The organism is Methylobacterium organophilum, from assembly GCF_022533465.1.
Classification (GTDB): Bacteria; Pseudomonadota; Alphaproteobacteria; order Rhizobiales; family Beijerinckiaceae; genus Methylobacterium; species Methylobacterium organophilum.
In genome coordinates, this window is the sequence record NZ_CP092848.1 from 4,655,869 (window position 1) to 4,671,268 (window position 15,400).

Annotated in this window: 17 protein-coding genes; 10 read left to right on the forward strand and 7 right to left on the reverse strand. The window is 72.3% G+C overall.

What is annotated here, in order from left to right; genetic code table 11:
- Positions 1-15 precede the first annotated feature (15 nt).
- Entirely contained in the window at positions 16-1,251 is a 1,236-nt protein-coding gene (locus MMB17_RS21975; protein WP_241100275.1) for an aspartate kinase, read from the reverse strand.
- Positions 1,252-1,429: 178 nt separating this feature from the next.
- On the opposite strand from MMB17_RS21975, the gene ubiG reads away from it, so the two are divergent.
- The 3 genes from ubiG (at position 1,430) to MMB17_RS21990 (ending at position 3,860) form a co-directional block, all read left to right on the forward strand.
- Positions 1,430-2,164: a bifunctional 2-polyprenyl-6-hydroxyphenol methylase/3-demethylubiquinol 3-O-methyltransferase UbiG gene (gene ubiG, locus MMB17_RS21980; protein WP_241100276.1), complete on the forward strand. Its 735-nt coding sequence runs from the start codon at positions 1,430-1,432 to the stop codon at positions 2,162-2,164.
- A 65-nt stretch (positions 2,165-2,229) separates the two neighbouring features.
- A complete protein-coding gene (locus tag MMB17_RS21985; protein WP_241100277.1) occupies positions 2,230-2,802 on the forward strand; it encodes a YbhB/YbcL family Raf kinase inhibitor-like protein in 573 nt (190 codons plus the stop codon).
- 77 nt (positions 2,803-2,879) lie between these two features.
- On the forward strand, positions 2,880-3,860 hold the full coding sequence (locus tag MMB17_RS21990) for an NADPH:quinone oxidoreductase family protein (protein WP_241100278.1): 981 nt from the start codon (positions 2,880-2,882) through the stop codon (positions 3,858-3,860).
- Here MMB17_RS21990 and ruvC read toward each other — a convergent pair whose 3' ends face one another.
- Positions 3,861-4,433, reverse strand: a complete 573-nt coding sequence (ruvC, locus tag MMB17_RS21995; protein ID WP_238310568.1) for a crossover junction endodeoxyribonuclease RuvC — start codon at positions 4,431-4,433, stop codon at positions 3,861-3,863.
- 168 nt (positions 4,434-4,601) lie between these two features.
- Entirely contained in the window at positions 4,602-5,066 is a 465-nt protein-coding gene (locus MMB17_RS22000; RefSeq protein WP_241100279.1) for a DUF2852 domain-containing protein, read from the reverse strand.
- A gap of 270 nt (positions 5,067-5,336) precedes the next feature.
- Between MMB17_RS22000 and MMB17_RS22005 the strand changes: the two genes are divergently transcribed.
- Both MMB17_RS22005 and MMB17_RS22010 read left to right on the forward strand, forming a co-directional pair.
- Positions 5,337-5,519, forward strand: coding sequence for a hypothetical protein (locus MMB17_RS22005; protein ID WP_241100280.1), 183 nt, complete (start codon positions 5,337-5,339; stop codon positions 5,517-5,519).
- Positions 5,516-5,872 carry a DUF6883 domain-containing protein gene (locus MMB17_RS22010; protein ID WP_241100281.1) on the forward strand — a complete coding sequence of 119 codons (357 nt, stop codon included), beginning with the start codon at positions 5,516-5,518 and terminating at the stop codon, positions 5,870-5,872. Before MMB17_RS22005 ends, MMB17_RS22010 begins: the two co-directional genes overlap by 4 nt.
- A 50-nt stretch (positions 5,873-5,922) precedes the next feature.
- Here the strand turns inward: MMB17_RS22010 and MMB17_RS22015 are convergent, their stop codons facing one another.
- Positions 5,923-6,585 carry a TetR/AcrR family transcriptional regulator gene (locus tag MMB17_RS22015; protein WP_241100282.1) on the reverse strand — a complete coding sequence of 221 codons (663 nt, stop codon included), beginning with the start codon at positions 6,583-6,585 and terminating at the stop codon, positions 5,923-5,925.
- 208 nt (positions 6,586-6,793) lie between these two features.
- Here MMB17_RS22015 and zigA point away from each other — a divergent pair, with 208 nt between their 5' ends.
- Both zigA and MMB17_RS22025 read left to right on the forward strand, forming a co-directional pair.
- Positions 6,794-8,014 (forward strand): zinc metallochaperone GTPase ZigA, encoded by a 1,221-nt coding sequence (gene zigA / locus MMB17_RS22020; protein WP_241100283.1) that lies wholly within the window; start codon positions 6,794-6,796, stop codon positions 8,012-8,014.
- On the forward strand, positions 8,011-8,313 hold the full coding sequence (locus MMB17_RS22025) for a hypothetical protein (RefSeq protein ID WP_238310563.1): 303 nt from the start codon (positions 8,011-8,013) through the stop codon (positions 8,311-8,313). Before zigA ends, MMB17_RS22025 begins: the two co-directional genes overlap by 4 nt.
- Before the next feature lie 9 nt (positions 8,314-8,322).
- Here MMB17_RS22025 and glpK read toward each other — a convergent pair whose 3' ends face one another.
- Genes glpK through MMB17_RS22040 form a run of 3 tightly spaced genes read right to left on the reverse strand, consistent with a single transcriptional unit; the run spans position 8,323 to position 12,113 of the window.
- Positions 8,323-9,825: a glycerol kinase GlpK gene (gene glpK / locus MMB17_RS22030; RefSeq protein WP_241100284.1), complete on the reverse strand. Its 1,503-nt coding sequence runs from the start codon at positions 9,823-9,825 to the stop codon at positions 8,323-8,325.
- A 45-nt stretch (positions 9,826-9,870) separates the two neighbouring features.
- Entirely contained in the window at positions 9,871-11,373 is a 1,503-nt protein-coding gene (glpD, locus tag MMB17_RS22035; protein ID WP_241100285.1) for a glycerol-3-phosphate dehydrogenase, read from the reverse strand.
- Between the two features lie 26 nt (positions 11,374-11,399).
- Complete coding sequence (locus MMB17_RS22040; protein WP_238310560.1) at positions 11,400-12,113, reverse strand: sulfate transporter family protein; 714 nt, start codon at positions 12,111-12,113, stop codon at positions 11,400-11,402.
- Positions 12,114-12,248: 135 nt separating this feature from the next.
- On the opposite strand from MMB17_RS22040, the gene MMB17_RS22045 reads away from it, so the two are divergent.
- From MMB17_RS22045 to MMB17_RS22055, 3 genes are all read left to right on the forward strand, one after another.
- Positions 12,249-13,190, forward strand: coding sequence for a Kelch repeat-containing protein (locus tag MMB17_RS22045; protein ID WP_241100286.1), 942 nt, complete (start codon positions 12,249-12,251; stop codon positions 13,188-13,190).
- A 94-nt stretch (positions 13,191-13,284) separates the two neighbouring features.
- Complete coding sequence (locus MMB17_RS22050; protein ID WP_241100287.1) at positions 13,285-14,613, forward strand: flavin monoamine oxidase family protein; 1,329 nt, start codon at positions 13,285-13,287, stop codon at positions 14,611-14,613.
- Between the two features lie 92 nt (positions 14,614-14,705).
- Positions 14,706-15,341 carry a Crp/Fnr family transcriptional regulator gene (locus MMB17_RS22055; protein ID WP_238310904.1) on the forward strand — a complete coding sequence of 212 codons (636 nt, stop codon included), beginning with the start codon at positions 14,706-14,708 and terminating at the stop codon, positions 15,339-15,341.
- The last annotated feature ends 59 nt before the right edge of the window (positions 15,342-15,400 follow it).

A 15,400-nucleotide genomic window follows, 5' to 3' on the forward strand; every position in this document is an offset into this window, starting at 1 on the left:
GTGCGGCGGGAACGGTCAGGCCTGGTCGAGGCCGTATAGCGAGTGGAGCGTGCGAACGGCAAGCTCCGTGTAGGCGGCATCGATCAGCACGGAGAACTTGATCTCCGAGGTCGTGATCGCGCGGATGTTGATGCCCTTCTGGGCGAGCGCCCGGAAGGCCTTGGCCGCCACGCCCGCATGCGAGCGCATGCCGACGCCGATCGCCGAGACCTTCACCACGTCGGTGGCGCCCTCGATCTGGCCGAACTGGATGATGTCGTGCTGGGCGTCGAGGATGGCGCGGGAGCGCTCGTAATCGGCCGCCGGCACGGTGAAGGTCATGTCCGTGGTCGACTGGTCGCCGGACACGGTCTGGATGATCATGTCGACGTTGATGTTGGCATCCGCCAGCGGGCCGAAGATCGCCGCGGCGATGCCGGGACTGTCCTTCACGGAGCGGAGCGTGATCTGCGCCTCGTCCTTCGAGAAGGCGATCCCGGTGATGATCTGCTGTTCCACGATTTGATCCTCGTCGCAGATGAGGGTGCCCGGCCGCGCGGCATCGGGGGGATCGAAGGAGGAGCGCACGGTCGTCGGCACGCGGTGGACCATGGCGAGCTCCACGGAGCGGACCTGGAGCACCTTGGCGCCCAGCGAGGCCATCTCCAGCATCTCCTCGAAGGTCACGCGCTCCATGCGCCGGGCCTTCGGCACCACCCGCGGATCCGTGGTATAGACGCCGTCCACGTCCGTGTAGATGTCGCAGCGCTCCGCGCCGATGGCGGCGGCGATGGCGACGGCGCTCGTGTCCGAGCCGCCGCGACCCAGTGTCGCGATCCGGCCGGTGGGCAGGTGCACGCCCTGGAAGCCGGAGATCACCGCGACCTCGCCCCGGGCGAAGCCCTCGTCGAGATTCTTCGGGTCGATCGCCGCGATGCGGGCCGAGCCGTGGGCGTCGGAGGTCTCGATCGGGATCTGCCAGCCCTGCCAGGAGCGGGCCTTGATGCCGTCCTTCTGCAGGGCGATGGCGAGCAGACCCGAGGTCACCTGCTCGCCCGAGGCGACGACCGTGTCGTACTCGGCCTCGTCGTAGAGGGCGTTGGCGTCCTTGACCCAGCCGACCAGCTCGTTGGTCTTGCCGGACATGGCCGAGACCACCACCGCCACCTCGTAGCCGGCCGCGACCTCGCGGGCGACGTGGCGCGCCACGTTGCGGATGCGGTCGACGTTCGCGACGGAGGTGCCGCCGAATTTCATCACCAAACGGGGCATGTCGCGTCCGCGTCGCTATCCGTCTCGCACCGTCGAAGGTCGACGCCGCCGGGCCTGTGGGACCGGAATGCAGCGTCTGTACCGGGGAGGTGCCCGGCGGGTACAAGGGCGCCTCGGACGTGTCAATGCGAGGGCCGGGGCCGGTTCAGGTGCCCGGGGCGGATGAGGGTTGCGGCGGATGGGTGCCTCGGTCGACCAGGAAGAGGTGGCGCGCTTCGAGGCGATCGCGCGGGATTGGTGGGACGAGACCGGCCCGATGCGGGTGCTGCACCGCTTCAACCCCGTGCGCCTCGCCTATATCCGCGACGCGGCCTGCGCCCATTTCGGGCGCGATCCGAGGGTGCCCTTCCCCCTCGAGGGCCTGAGCCTCGTGGATGTCGGCTGCGGCGGCGGCGTGCTCTCCGAGCCCCTGGCCCGGCTCGGCGCGACGGTGACGGGCCTCGATCCGGCCGCCACCAATATCGAGGTCGCCCGCGCCCATGCGGAGGCCGAGGGGGTGGCCGTCGATTACCGGGGACAGACCATCGAGTCGGTGGTGGCGGCCGGCGAGCGCTTCGACATCGTGCTCGCCATGGAAGTGGTGGAGCACGTCGTCGACATGCCGGCCTTCGTGGGCGCCGCCTGCGCCGCGGTGAAGCCCGGCGGGCTGTTCTTCTCCGCCACCCTCAACCGGACCCTGCGCTCCTTCGCCCTGGCCATCGTCGGGGCGGAATATCTGCTGCGCTGGCTGCCCAGAGGCACCCATGACTGGGAAAAATTCGTCACGCCCGACGAGCTGCGCCGGGCGGTGGAAGCCGGGGGGCTCACCGTCACCGACACGACCGGGGTCGTCTACAACCCCCTCAACGACGGCTGGCGCCGGAGCCGGGACACGGGCGTGAACTACATGATTGCGGCCGAACGCCCCGCCTGAGGCCCGCCCACGAACCCGCCCGCCGCGGCGCCGTTGCTCCCTCGACCGGAACGAGGGAGGCGCGGATGCTCGAGAAACTGCCCCATGCCGTGGGCGAGGCCCTGGCCGGCGTGAAGGCGGGCGCCGACAAGGCCGCCTTCCACGCCGCCTTCCCCGAGGTGCCGGCCACGATCGGCGTCGGAAGCCCGGCCTTCGCCGACGGCGCGCCGATCCCGGCCCGCTTCACCGCGGACGGCGAGGGCCTGTCCCCGCCGCTCGCTATCACGAATCTCCCGAGGGAGGCCGCGGCGCTGGTGCTCCTTGTCGAGGATCCCGACGCCCCGGCGATCAACCCCCTCGTCCACCTGATCGCCTGGAACCTGCCGCCCCTGACCGAGACGATCGCCGAGGGCGACTTCCCCGGCCCGGCGGGGCCGGGCAAGCGGCACGATCTCGGCCGCAACTCCTTCCAGAAGGAGGCCTGGCTGCCGCCGGATCCGCCCCCCGGCCACGGTCCGCACCGCTACCTGTTCCAGGTCTTCGCGCTCGCCCGCACCGCCGGCCTCCCCGCCTCCCCCGGCCGCGGCGCGCTCCTGGAGGCGATGGCGGGCAACGTGATCGCCAGGGGGCTGCTCACCGGCACCTATGAGCGGTCCTGACGGTCCCCTCCCCGTCCTTCGTCGGCCTTGCGTCCCGCCATCGCCTGCAGGCATGACCGCCTGAAGGAGGAGACGGCATGAAGGCGTTGATGTGCACGCGGCTCGGCGGGCCGGAGGAGCTGTCGATCGAGACCCTGCCCGATCCCGTGCCCGGTCCCGGGGAGGCCCTGGTGCGGGTGCGGGTCGCGGCGCTCAACTTCTTCGACACGCTGATCATCGCCGGCCGCTACCAGGTGAAGCCGGAATTGCCCTTCTCGCCCGGCGGCGAGGCCTGCGGCGTGGTCGAGGCCCTGGGTCCCGGCGCGCAGGGCGTGCGGGTCGGCGATCGGGTGATCGTGCATGCGAGCCACGGCACGGCCCGGGAACGCGTCACCGTCCCGGCCGAACGGCTGACGCCGGTCCCCGACGCCCTCAGCGACGAGAAGGCGGCCGGCCTCACCATCACCTACGGCACCACCCTGCACGCCCTGGCCGACCGCGCCCGGATGCGGCCCGGCGAGACGCTGGCCGTGCTCGGCGCCTCCGGCGGCGTTGGGCTCGCCGCGGTCGAGATCGGTAAGATCATGGGCGCGCGGGTGATCGCCTGCGCCTCCTCCCCGGCCAAGCTCGACATCGCCCGGGCGCACGGGGCCGACGAGGGCGTCGACTACAAGGCGGAGAACCTGCGCGAGGCCCTGCGCCGCCTCGGCGGCGAGAGCGGCATCGACGTGATCTACGATGCGGTGGGCGGCGACGACGCGGAGGCCGCGCTCCGCTCCCTCGGCTGGAAGGGGCGCTACCTCGTGATCGGCTTCGCCGCCGGCGCGATTCCGAAATTTCCCCTCAACGTGATCATGCTCAAGGGCATCGACGTGCAGGGGGTGCATTGGGGCGCCTTCGTCCAGCGCGAGCCGGAGCGGCACCGGTCGAACCAGGCGCAGCTCGTGGCCTGGGCGGCGGAGGGCAAGCTGCGGGCGACGGTGCACGGCGTGCTGCCGCTCGCCGACTACGCGGAGGCCCTCGGCCTCCTCACGCGGCGCGAGGCGGTGGGCAAGGTGCTCCTGCGGGTGAGCGGTTGATCAGCCGCCCTGCCGCGCCAGGGCCGCGGCGATGCGGGCGGCCGCCGGCCCCTCGTAGCCCGCGGCGGCGCCGTGGCGGGACTTCAGGCGCTGATGGCCCCGGTGATGGGCGTGGGTGACGGCGATGGCGAGGGCATCCGCCGCGTCGGCGAGGCGGAACTCGGCCTTGGGCAGCAGGAACTTCACCATCGCCTGGATCTGTCCCTTGTCGGCATGGCCCGAGCCCGCCACCGACTTCTTGATGAGGTTGGCCGCGTATTCCGAGACCGGCAGGCCCGCGAGCGCCGGCACCAGCAGGGCGATGGCGCGGGCATGGCCGAGCTTCAGCGTCGCCTGCGCGTCCTTGTTGACGAAGGTCTCCTCCACCGCGACCTCGTCCGGCGCATGCGCCTCGACGATGCGGGTGATGCCCTCGTGCAGCTCGCGCAGGCGCAGGGCCAGCGGCAGGTCCCCGTCGGAGGTGACGACGCCGCAGGCCAGATAGGCGAGCTTGGTGCCCTTGGCGGTGATGAGGCCCCAGCCGGTCCGGCGCAGGCCCGGATCGATGCCGAGGATGCGGATTTCCTGCGTCACGGCCCTCGGCCCTTCCTCGTCCCGGTCGGAAGTGACCGCACCCCCCTTGTCTGTACGAAACGTACAGTGAACGAAGGGTTGCCGCAAACGAAACGGCAACGCCTCCCCGGACGGGTCCGGAGAGGCGTCGCTGTCTGACGGATGCCGTTCCGCGCCGGGACGGCCGGATCAGGCGTCGATGGTCGGGCCGCTGCCCTCGCTGCCGCGGCGCTTGGCCATGAAGGCGTCGAACTGCTCGCGGTCCTTGGCCCGCTTCAGTTCCTCGACGAACTCGGCGAAGGCACGGCTTTCCTCCGCGAGCGCCCGGCGACGGGCCTCGAGGCGCTCGAGCTCGGCCTTGCGGTATTCGTCGAAGGCCCAGTTGCCGGTGGGGCCGGCATTCCGGGCGGCCTCGAAGGCCTGGGCGAAACGGGAAGCGCCGTTGCCGGCCGCGCCCCAGGAGCCCGTGCGGGCGAAGTCCCGTATCTGGTCGAGGGCCGGGTAGCCCGCGATCTTCCAGGCGACATAGGCGACCGCGAGCGGCCAGGCGTAGATGAACCCGACGACGATCGTGGCGATCTCGAGGGAACGGCGCGGGAAGGGGCCGCCGCGACTGCGGCACGCGCCCCATGGAGAGGTGGTGGACGTGTTCACGGCTTGAAGGCTCCGATGTGAATGTGAACGACATTCACATGCGGGGCCGTTTCCCCGCTTTCAAGGGTGGGGGGCTCGTGTTTTTCGGGCGGGGCGTCGCCGGAGCTTCCGTTCGGCGACCGCGTCGCTGAACGAATTCGGGATCTTGCCCGTGGATGCGGGCAGGCGCACAGTCGCGCGATGCCGGAGCGAACGTTCTCATTGGTGGTTGACCGTCGCCCTGCCGCGGAGCGCGCGCCGGGCCGCCCGCTCTTTCGCGAGCTGGACCGCGTGCGCGCGCTCGTCGACGTGCAGGGCGAGGACGGCGAAGTCGTGCCCGCCGGCAGCACAGGAACCGTCGTCGCCGTCTGGCGCGGCGGCCTGGGCTTCGACGTGGAATTCGTGCGCCCGGTCGAGGCCCTGGCCCTGTGCGCGCCGCAAGCGCTCGCGCTGGTCGAGCGCATCGACGAGTGAGTGGCTTCGTCGCTTATCCGGAGCAGTTCCGTGTCGATGACCACAAGGTCAGGCGCTATCTCCTCGATCCGGACCACGCCGAAGGCGGCGACAAATGCGCCTTCCTCCTCAGCATCGGCTTCACGGTCGACGATCCGGTCTCGCTGATGGCGGCGCTGGCGGCCCATCCGACTCCGCACACGCTGACCCGCACCTATCCGACGCCGTTTGGGCACCGCTACCATTTCGAGGGGCCGCTCCCGTGCCCAGATGGTTCGGTCGCGAATGTCCGGACCGTCTGGCAGGTCGATGCCGACTCGGGCCCCAACCCCGCCCGTTTCATCACGCTGAAGCCGCTCCCGCGATCCCGTTAGACGGCTCGCACCTGCGATCCGGTCGTGCGCGGTGCTGTCCTGCCGAAGGATCAGGCCGCCGGCGGCGCAGGGCTCTCCGCTCCGGGCGGTGCGCGGCGATGGCCCGCCGCTCCCCCCGCCCCGTGCACCAGCGCCAGCACACCGGCCCGGAGCAGCTCGTACTTGTCGGGGCCGCCCTTCGGCAGGCGGCCGGCGGCGGCGAGCGTGGCGAGGCCGTGCGAGAGCGCCCAGACTTCGAGGGCCACGAAGCGGGGATCGACCCCGCCGAAGCCCTCGGGGAAGGTGCTGCGCAGGGCGTCGACCAGGAGATCGAAGGGGTTCGGCCGCTCCCCCGCCGGGGCGGCGGCGAGGCTGCGGGTGTCGAAGATCGCCGCGTAGTAGCCCGGCTCCTCCTCCGCGAAGGCGAGATAGGCCTCGCCCATGCGGGTGAAGCGCTCCAGCGGCGTGCCGCGGCCCGAGACGGCCCGGGCGAGGCGGTCGGCGAGGTCGGCGAAGCCGCGGCCGGCGACCTCCTCCAGCAGAGCCTCACGGCCCCGGAAATGGCGGTAGAGGGCGGCCGGCGTCACGCCGACGAGGCGGGCCGCGTCGACCAGGGTGAAGCCGCCGACCCCGCGCTCGGCGATGAAGCGGCGCGCGGCCTCGATCAGCGCCTCCTTGAGGTTGCCGTGATGGTAGCCGCGCCGATCGCGCGGTCCCTCGCGCCAGGGTCGCACGTCCTCGTCCTTGTTCTGCCCCGCCCCGTCTACGCGCCGGGAAGCCGGCCGGTTTCCAAGACGCGGCGGCGTTTTCGGACGGTTCGGCGGCGAAGTCGACCCTTGCCGGGCCTCGCTCCGCCGTTTTCGGGAGACCGCGGCTTGACAGGCGAGCGCCTTAGCAATGTTATAAAGTTACATCATTTCCCGAGAAACGATCCCGATACCCATGCCCGCTCCCGACAAGCGCCTTCCCGTCACCGTCCTGTCCGGCTTCCTCGGGGCCGGCAAGACGACGCTCCTCAACCACGTGCTCAACAACCGCGAGGGCCGGCGCGTCGCGGTGATCGTCAACGACATGAGCGAGGTGAACATCGACGCCGACCTGGTGCGCGAGGGCGGCGCCAACCTGTCCCGCACCGACGAGACGCTCGTGGAGATGACCAATGGCTGCATCTGCTGCACCCTGCGCGACGACCTGCTCGCGGAGGTGCGCCGGCTCGCCGAGGAAGGCCGCTTCGACACGCTGCTGATCGAGGGCACCGGCATCGCCGAGCCGCTGCCCATCGCCTCGACCTTCTCCTTCCGCGACGAGGAGGACCGCTCCCTCTCCGACATCGCCCGGCTCGACACGATGGTGACCGTGGTCGACGCGGTGAACCTGCTCAAGGATTACGGCTCGAACGATTTCCTGCGCGAGCGCGGCGAGACCGCCGGGGAGCAGGACGAGCGCACCCTGGTCGATCTCCTCGTCGAGCAGATCGAGTTCGCCGACGTGGTGGTGATCAACAAGGCCGGCGATGTCGGGCCCGAGCAGCTCTCCCTGGTGCGCTCGGTGGTGCGGGGCCTGAACGGCGACGCGCGCGTCATCGAGACCTCCCACGGGCAGGTCGCCATCGCCGATATCCTCGAGACCGGGCTGTTCGACGAGGAGAAGGCGCAGGAGCATCCGCTCTGGTTCAAGGAGCTCTATGGCGCCCACGCGCACGTGCCGGAGACGGAGGAATACGGGATCTCCTCCTTCGTCTACCGGGCCCGCCGGCCCTTCGACCCGGAAAAGTTCTCGGCCTTCGTGAACGCGACCTGGCCGGGGCTGATCCGGGCCAAGGGGCATTTCTGGCTGGCCACGCGCCCGGACTGGGTCGGGGAGTTCTCGCTGGCCGGCGCGGTGGCGCGGGTCGGCGCCATGGGCTTCTGGTGGGCCGCCGTGCCCAAGGCGCGCTGGCCGGAGGAAGGCATCTTCCGCGAGAAGCTTCATTCGGTCTGGAGCGAGGTCTGGGGCGACCGGCGCCAGGAACTGGTCTTCATCGGGCGGGACATGGACCGGGCGGCGATCACCGCCGCGCTCGAGGCCTGCCTCGTCGGCCCGGCCGCGCCGAAGCGCTTCGACCCGGCGGCCTATCGCGGCCTGCCCGATCCCTTCCCCGCCTGGCGCCGCGCGGCGGCGTGAGCGGGTTCCTCAGCCTCGGGGCCTGGCGCGCCCGCAGCGCCGGGCGGGCGGCCGAGGCCGCGCGGGTGAAGGCGCTGCTCGCCCCCCTCCTCGCCCTCGGGCCGGAGGACGCCCTCTCGGTCAGCGAGATCGCCTGCGCCGAGCCCGGCTGCCCGGATGTGGAGACGGTGGTTCTGGTGATGCGCTTGCACGAGCCGACCCGGGCGATCCGCGTCCGGCATCCCCTCGGCGCGATCGGGCCGGAGGAATGCCGCGCGGTCGCGGCGGAGGAGGCGCTGCAGCGCGCGCCCCTCCCCTGAGCGGGGCCGTCAGACCTCGTCCGCCCAGTCGAAGGAGCGTCTGACCGCCCGGTCCCAGCCGGCGCGCAGGCGGCGGCGCTCCTCCTGCGCCATGCCGGGCGCCCAGCGCCGTTCGACGCTCCAGTTGCGCACGAGGTCGTCGAGGCCCTTCCAGGTGCCGGTGGCGAGCCCCGCGGCATAGGCGGCCCCGAGCGCCGTGGTCTCGCTCACCTTCGGCCGCACCACGGCGACGCCGAGGATGTCGGACTGGAACTGCATCAGCGCGTCGTTGACGACCATGCCGCCATCGGCGCGCAGCTCCGTCACGGGGATCCCGGAATCCGCCGCCATCGCCTCCAGCACCTCGTGGGTCTGGAAGGCCGTCGCCTCCAGGCAGGCCCGGGCGATGTGCCCGCGATGGGCGTAGCGGGTGAGCCCGATGATCAGCCCCCGGGCGCTCTCGCACCAATGCGGCGCGTAGAGGCCGGAAAAGGCCGGCACGAAATAGACGCCGCCATTGTCCGTGACCGAGGCGGCCAGCCGCTCGATCTCCGCGCTCTCGCGGATCAGGCCGAGATTGTCGCGCAGCCACTGCACCAGGGCGCCGGTGATCGCGATGGAGCCTTCGAGGGCGTAGACCGGATCCTGCCCGTCGAGCTTGTAGCCGACGGTCGTGACCAGCCCGGCCTTGGAGGGCACGGGCGCCGGGCCTGTGTTCATGAGGGCGAAGCAGCCGGTGCCGTAGGTGTTCTTGGCCTCGCCCGGGCGGAAGCAGGTCTGCCCGAACAGGGCGGCCTGCTGGTCGCCGAGGATGCCCGCGATCGGCACGCCGGGGAACGGCGTGGTCGTCTCGCCGAGCCAGCCGCTCGAGGGCACGATCTCCGGCAGCATCGCCTCCGGGATGCCGAAGACGTCGAGCATGCCCGCATCCCAGGCGAGCCGGTCGAGGGCCATGAGCTGCGTGCGGCTGGCATTGGTCACGTCGGTGAGGTGGCGCCCGCCCTCCGGGCCGCCGGTGAGATTCCAGACCAGCCAGGAATCGATCGTGCCGAACAGGACCTCGCCGGCCTCCGCCCGTTCGCGGGCGCCCTCCACGTGGTCGAGGAGCCAGCGCAGCTTGAGCCCGGAGAAGTAGCTCGCCAGGGGCAGGCCGGTCACCGCCCGGAAGCGGTCGCGCCCGCCCTCCCGGGCGAAGGCGGCGACCAGCCGGTCGTTGCGGGTGTCCTGCCAGACCAGGGCGTTGTGCAGGGGCTTTCCCGTGCGCCGGTCCCAGATCAGCGTGGTCTCGCGCTGGTTGGTGATGCCGATCGCGGCGAGGTCGGCGGGGGCGAGGCCGCCCTCCTCCAGGGCCTGCCCCATCACCTGGACGGTCTTGCGCCAGATCTCCTGCGGGTCGTGCTCGACATGGCCGGGGGCCGGGTAGATCTGCGCATGCTCTTCCTGGGCCCGCGCCACCACGCGCGCCTCCCGGTCGAACACCATGAAGCGGGTGCTGGTGGTGCCCTGGTCGATCGCCCCGACGTAACGGCCCATGGCGTCTCCTCCTTCCGACCTGCCCTGTCTCGCCCGGATCGCCGCTCAGGCCGGGGCCGGTTCCGCCGCGAGATGGGATTCCAGCCGCGCCCGGCTCCCGGCGCCGGTGCGCAGGCCGAGCTTGGAGCGGCGCCAGAGGATGTCCTCGGCGGTGCGCGCCCATTCGTGGCGGCGCAGGTATTCGACCTCCGCCGCGCTCAGGCCGCCGTCGAAGGCCGCGCCGAGGTCGGCGAGCGAACGGGCGGAGCCGAGGATGCGCCGCGCGCGGCTGCCATAGGCGCGGGCGAGGCGGCGGGCGGTCTCCTCCGGCAGGAAGGGATAGTCCCGCCGTAGCTCGGCCAGGAAGGTCTCGAAATCCGTGCCGAGGTCGCCCCCCGGCAGGGGCGCCGTCGCGGTCCAGGCCGGGGCGAGGCCGGGCAGGTGGGGTTCGAGCTTCGCGAGGGCGTGCTCGGCGAGCCGGCGATAGGTCGTGATCTTGCCGCCGAAGACCGAGAGCACCGGCAGGCGGCCGTCCCGGTCGGAGAGGTCGAGCACGTAGTCCCGCGTCACCGTGGAGGCGTCGGCCGCCGCGTCGTCGTAGAGCGGGCGCAGGCCCGAATAGCTCCAGACCACGTCCTCCGGCCGGACCTGCCGGGCGAAGGAGCGGTCGATGCAGGCGCAGAGATAGGCCGTCTCCTCCGGGGCGATCGCCACCGGGCCGGGGGCGCCGTCATGGGCGACGTCGGTGGTGCCGATCAGGGTGAAGTCGCGCTCGTAGGGGATCGCGAAGACGATGCGCCGGTCCGGCTGCTGCAGGATGTAGGCGTGGTCGCCCGCGTAGAGGCGGGGCACGACGATGTGGCTGCCCTTGATCAGGCGCAGATGCGCGCGGCTGGCGAGGGCGAGGGTCTCCTGCAGGAGGTCGCCGACCCAGGGCCCCGCGGCGTTGACGAGGATGCGCGCCCGCACGGGGCGGGTCTGCCCGGTTGCCGCGTCGTGCAATTCCGCGGCCCAGGCCCCTGCCTCCCGCCTTGCCGCGACGAGGCGGGTGCGGGTGCGGATGTCGGCGCCGCGCTCCGCGGCATCGACGGCGTTGAGGGCGACGAGGCGGGAATCCTCGACCCAGCAATCCGAATAGACGAAGCCGCGGGTCAGCCGCTCCTGGAGCGGCGCGCCGTAGGGCAAGCCGCGCAGGCCGACGGCCTGGGAGCCCGGCAGGGAGCCGAGCTTGGCGAGATGGTCGTAGAGGAAGAGCCCGATCCGCAGCATCCAGGCCGGGCGCAGGCCGCGGTCATGCGGCAGCACGAAGCGCAGGGGCCAGATGATGTGAGGGGCGAGCCGCATCAGCCGCTCGCGCTCGGCCAGGGCCTCGCGCACCAGCCGGAACTCGTACTGCTCCAGGTAGCGCAGGCCGCCATGGATCAGCTTGGTGCTCGCGGAGGAGGTGGAGCCGGCGAGGTCCCCCTGCTCGCAGAGCAGGACCTTCACTCCCCGCCCGGCGGCGTCGCGGGCGATGCCGGTGCCGTTGATGCCGCCGCCGATCACGAGGAGGTCGAAGGTTTCGCCCACCGTTCGCCCCTCCCCGCCCGGGCCGCTCAGCGCAGCCGCTCCGGCGTCGCCCCCGCGGGCAGCGCCTTGCGGCTCAGGCCCTTGTGCAGATGGACCATGAGGGCCACCCCGAACAGGGGCGTGGCGAGATTGACGATCGGCACCACCATCAGCCCGGCGAGCAGGCAGCCGGCCAGCATCACCGTGATGCCGAATTGCTCGCGCATGGCCCGCGCCTCCGGCAGCGGCCGGAACCGGCTGGCGGCGAGCTCGAAATACTCGCGGCCGAGCAGGTAGGCATTGGCGCCGAAGAAGGCGATCAGGTTCACGCCCGGCACGAAGACGAGGATCAGGGCCACGAGGTTCACGACCAGGGCGAGGCCGGCGAAGCGCAGGGCCGAGAACATCGCCGCGCCGAAGGGCAGCGCTCGGCCCGTGGGCTCCCCGGGGAAATCCGCCCGCTCCACGATCTCGGCGGCGTCGTCGAGGAAGAAGCCCGCTACCAGGATCGAGACCGCCGGCATCACGTAGGCGAGCGCCACGAACAAACCGGCGCCGGCCAGGAAGAAGGCCAGCGTGTCGAGGAAGGGATAATCCGCGGAGATGTGATGGCTCGACTGGAACCACTGGATCGCGCGGGTGAGGGCGAACCAGACGGCGACGAGCAGCCCCAGCGTCAGGGCCAGGGACTTCAGCAGGATCGCCCGCAGGCCCGGCGACAGCACCTGCCGCAGGGCCGCGGCGGCGGCTTTGAACAGCATCGCGTCACCGGCAGTTCGTGGTCGCTCCCTCGGGCCGAGGTTTTGGCCGCAGAGGCCCGCGGGCGCAACCCCGGGGCGCGTTGTCGATTGGTCCGGTGTCACTCTGTCCGCAAGCCGTGTCGCCGGGAAGAGCCCATGCGCCGCCGTCTCCGCCTCCTGCTGGTCCTCGTGGGGCTTCCGTTCGGGGGGCTCCCGGCCGAGGCGGAGCCCGGCGGCTGGAGCCGGGGCGCGCCGGCCCCGGCGCCCCGCTCCGAGGTCGCCGTGGCGGCCCTCGACGGCAAGGCCTATGTCGTGGGCGACTACAACGGCGCCACGGGCCTCCTGATCTACGACTCCGCCGCCGACAGCTGGCGCGAGGGCGCGCCCTTTCCCCACCCCGTCCACCACGCCATGGCGGCGGGTTTCGGCGGGAAGCTCTACGTCTTCGGCGGCTACGTGAACGGCTGGGAGGCCAGCCCCGAGGTCTGGGCCTACGATCCGGAGCGCAACGCCTGGGAAAGGCGGGCGGACCTGCCGACCCCGCGGGCAGCGGGGGGCGCGGTGCTTCTCGGCGAGGGCATCCACGTCATCGGCGGCAGCGTCTCGGGCCGGAAGAACGATCCCGCCCACGAGGTCTACGATCCGGCGAGCGACCGCTGGAGCCGGGCCGCGCCGCTCCGGACGCCCCGCGACCACCTCGCCGTGCAGGCGGTGGACGGCAGAATCCTCGCCCTGGCCGGCCGGCGGGACGGCGACCCGGCCGGCAATCTCGCCACGACCGAGAGCTACGATCCCAAGGCCGATTCCTGGAGCGAGGCCGCGCCCCTGCCGACCCCCCGCAGCGGCGTCGCCTCGGCCGTGCTCGACGGCAAGGTCTTCGTGCTCGGCGGCGAATCGCGCGAGCAGACCTATGGCGCGGTCGAGGCCTTCTCCCCGAGGACCGGCCGCTGGGAGCGCTTCGCGCCCCTGCCGACGCCCCGCCACGGCTTCGGGGCGCTGGTCCATGACGGCAGGATCGTCACCCTCACCGGCAGCCCGAAGCCCGGCGGCGACCGTTCGAACCTCGTCGAGCGCTTCGACCCCTCGGCCGCGCCCTGACCGGGGCCGCCCCGACACGCGCCTGTCGCCGAAACGCGCTTGCTGCTAGGCCGACCCGGCCCGGCGGCCGCCCCCTTCCTTCGACCCCGCGACGATGCAGACTGCCCTCCCGGCTCACACCCGTTTCCGCCCGAGCACGCGGCCGCGCCTCGCGGCCCTGCCCGCCGCCCCCGAGGTGATCGTCCTCGGCGCCGGGGCGGCGGGCATCGCCGCGGCTAGGACGCTGATCGCCCGCGGGATCGCGGTGGCTTTGCTCGAGGCGCGGGACCGGGTCGGCGGCCGGGCGGTGACCACGACCCTGCGCGGCCACGCGATCGATCTCGGCGCCCATTGGCTGCATGCCGGGCCGGTGAACCCGCTCGTCGCCCTCGGGCTCGTGCGCGGCGAGCCCCTGCGCAAGGCGCCCCAGGACAGCCACCTCGTGGTCGGGCGGCGCTTCGGGCGCCCGGCGGAGCAGGCCGCCTTCGGCCGCGCCTTCGACCGCGCCGACCGGGCGATGACGCAAGGGGCCGCCGCCCCCGGGCCGGACCGGCCGGCCGATGCCGCCGTGCCCCCCGTGCTCGGCCCCTGGCGCGACCGGATCGACCTCGTCCACGCCCTCGTCTCCGGCCGGCCCCTGCGCGAGGTCTCGCTGCAGGACTGGCCGAGCATGGAATATGGCGACAACTACTTCCTCGCCGGGGGCTACGGCGCCTATCTCGCCCGCCTCGCCCACGGATTGCCGATCGCCCTGCGGGCGGAGGCGACCCGGGTCTCCTGGTCGGGCGGAGGCGTCGCCGTCGAGACCGCGGACGGGGCGACGCTTCGGGCCAGGGCCCTGATCGTGACCCTGCCGGTGATGGTGCTGCGGGCGAGCGTGGTCTTCGAGCCGAGCCTGCCGGACGGCCCGCGCGCCGCGATCGACGGCTTCCGCCCCGGGATCTACGAGCACGCGGTGCTGCACTGGCCCTCCGCGCCCTTCCGGGGCCGCGACCGTCTGGCCAGCGTGGTCGGGGGGCGCCACCGGCCTCCGGGGCTGCTCACCCGGATCGACGGCACGCCCTTCCACTATTTCGAGCTCGACGCCGCCTGTGCCGAGGCCGTCGACGCCCTGCGCGCCGGCCCCGACGCGACCCGCCGCCTCGCCCGCAACGTGATGGCGGCGCATCTCGGCCACGGCGCGATCCGTGACCTCGCCGTGCCGGCGGTGACGGAATGGCGGGCCGATCCCTGGTCCCGCGGCTCCTGGGCGGTGCCGCCGCCGGGCCATGCCGGCGCGCGCCTGCGCCTGCACGCGCCAGTGGGCGAACGGATCTGGTTCGCGGGCGAAGCCCTGTCCCGGGAGCAATGGGGCACGGTCGGGGGCGCCTATGCCGAGGGCGAGCGCGCCGCCGCCGCAGTGGCGGCGCTCCTGCGCGGCGAACCCACCCTGGGAGACGGCTGAGGTCGCCCGGGCATCGACAGTGCTTTCCATCCGTGCTGTCTGCCCGGCGGACCGGGCCGGGGGCCGGATGAGGGGCCGCGATGATCTGGACGATGAACTGGGTGGAGACGATCGGCTATGTCGGCACGGCGCTGACCATCGCCTCCTCGGCGATGAGCACGATGATCCCCCTGCGCGTGGTGGCGATCCTCGCGAGCGTCGCCATGATCACCTACGGCTTCCTCACGGACAGCATGCCGGTGGTGATCACTGAGGCGATCCAGATCCCCTTCAACACCTTCCGGCTCTGGCAGATGGTGCGGCTGGTGCGCGACGTGGAGAAGGCGGCCGCCGGCGACCTTTCCATGGACTGGCTCGCCGCCTTCGGCACGGTGAAGCGCTTCAAGGCCGGGGAGACGCTGTTCCGGAAGGGCGATCCGGCCGCGGAGATGTTCACCATCCAGAGCGGGCGCTTCCGCATCCCCGAGGTCGGGGTGGAACTCGGGGCCGGCGGGGTGGTGGGCGAGCTCGGCCTGCTCTCGCCGGGCAACCTGCGCACGGGCTCGCTGGTCTGCGTCGAGGCGGGCAAGGCGCTGTGCCTGCCCTATTCCGAGGTCAAGCAGCTCTACTACCAGAACCCGGAATTCGGCTTCTACTTCCTCAAGCTGACGAGCGACCGCCTCTTCCAGAGCGCCGCCGCGCAGAAGGGGGCGGAGGAGAAGCCGGTCACGGCGTCGGAGCTGATCTGACCCGAGAGCATCGCCCCGAACGGTGCTGTCCGGCCTCTCGAAGAAGGCGATGCGGAAAC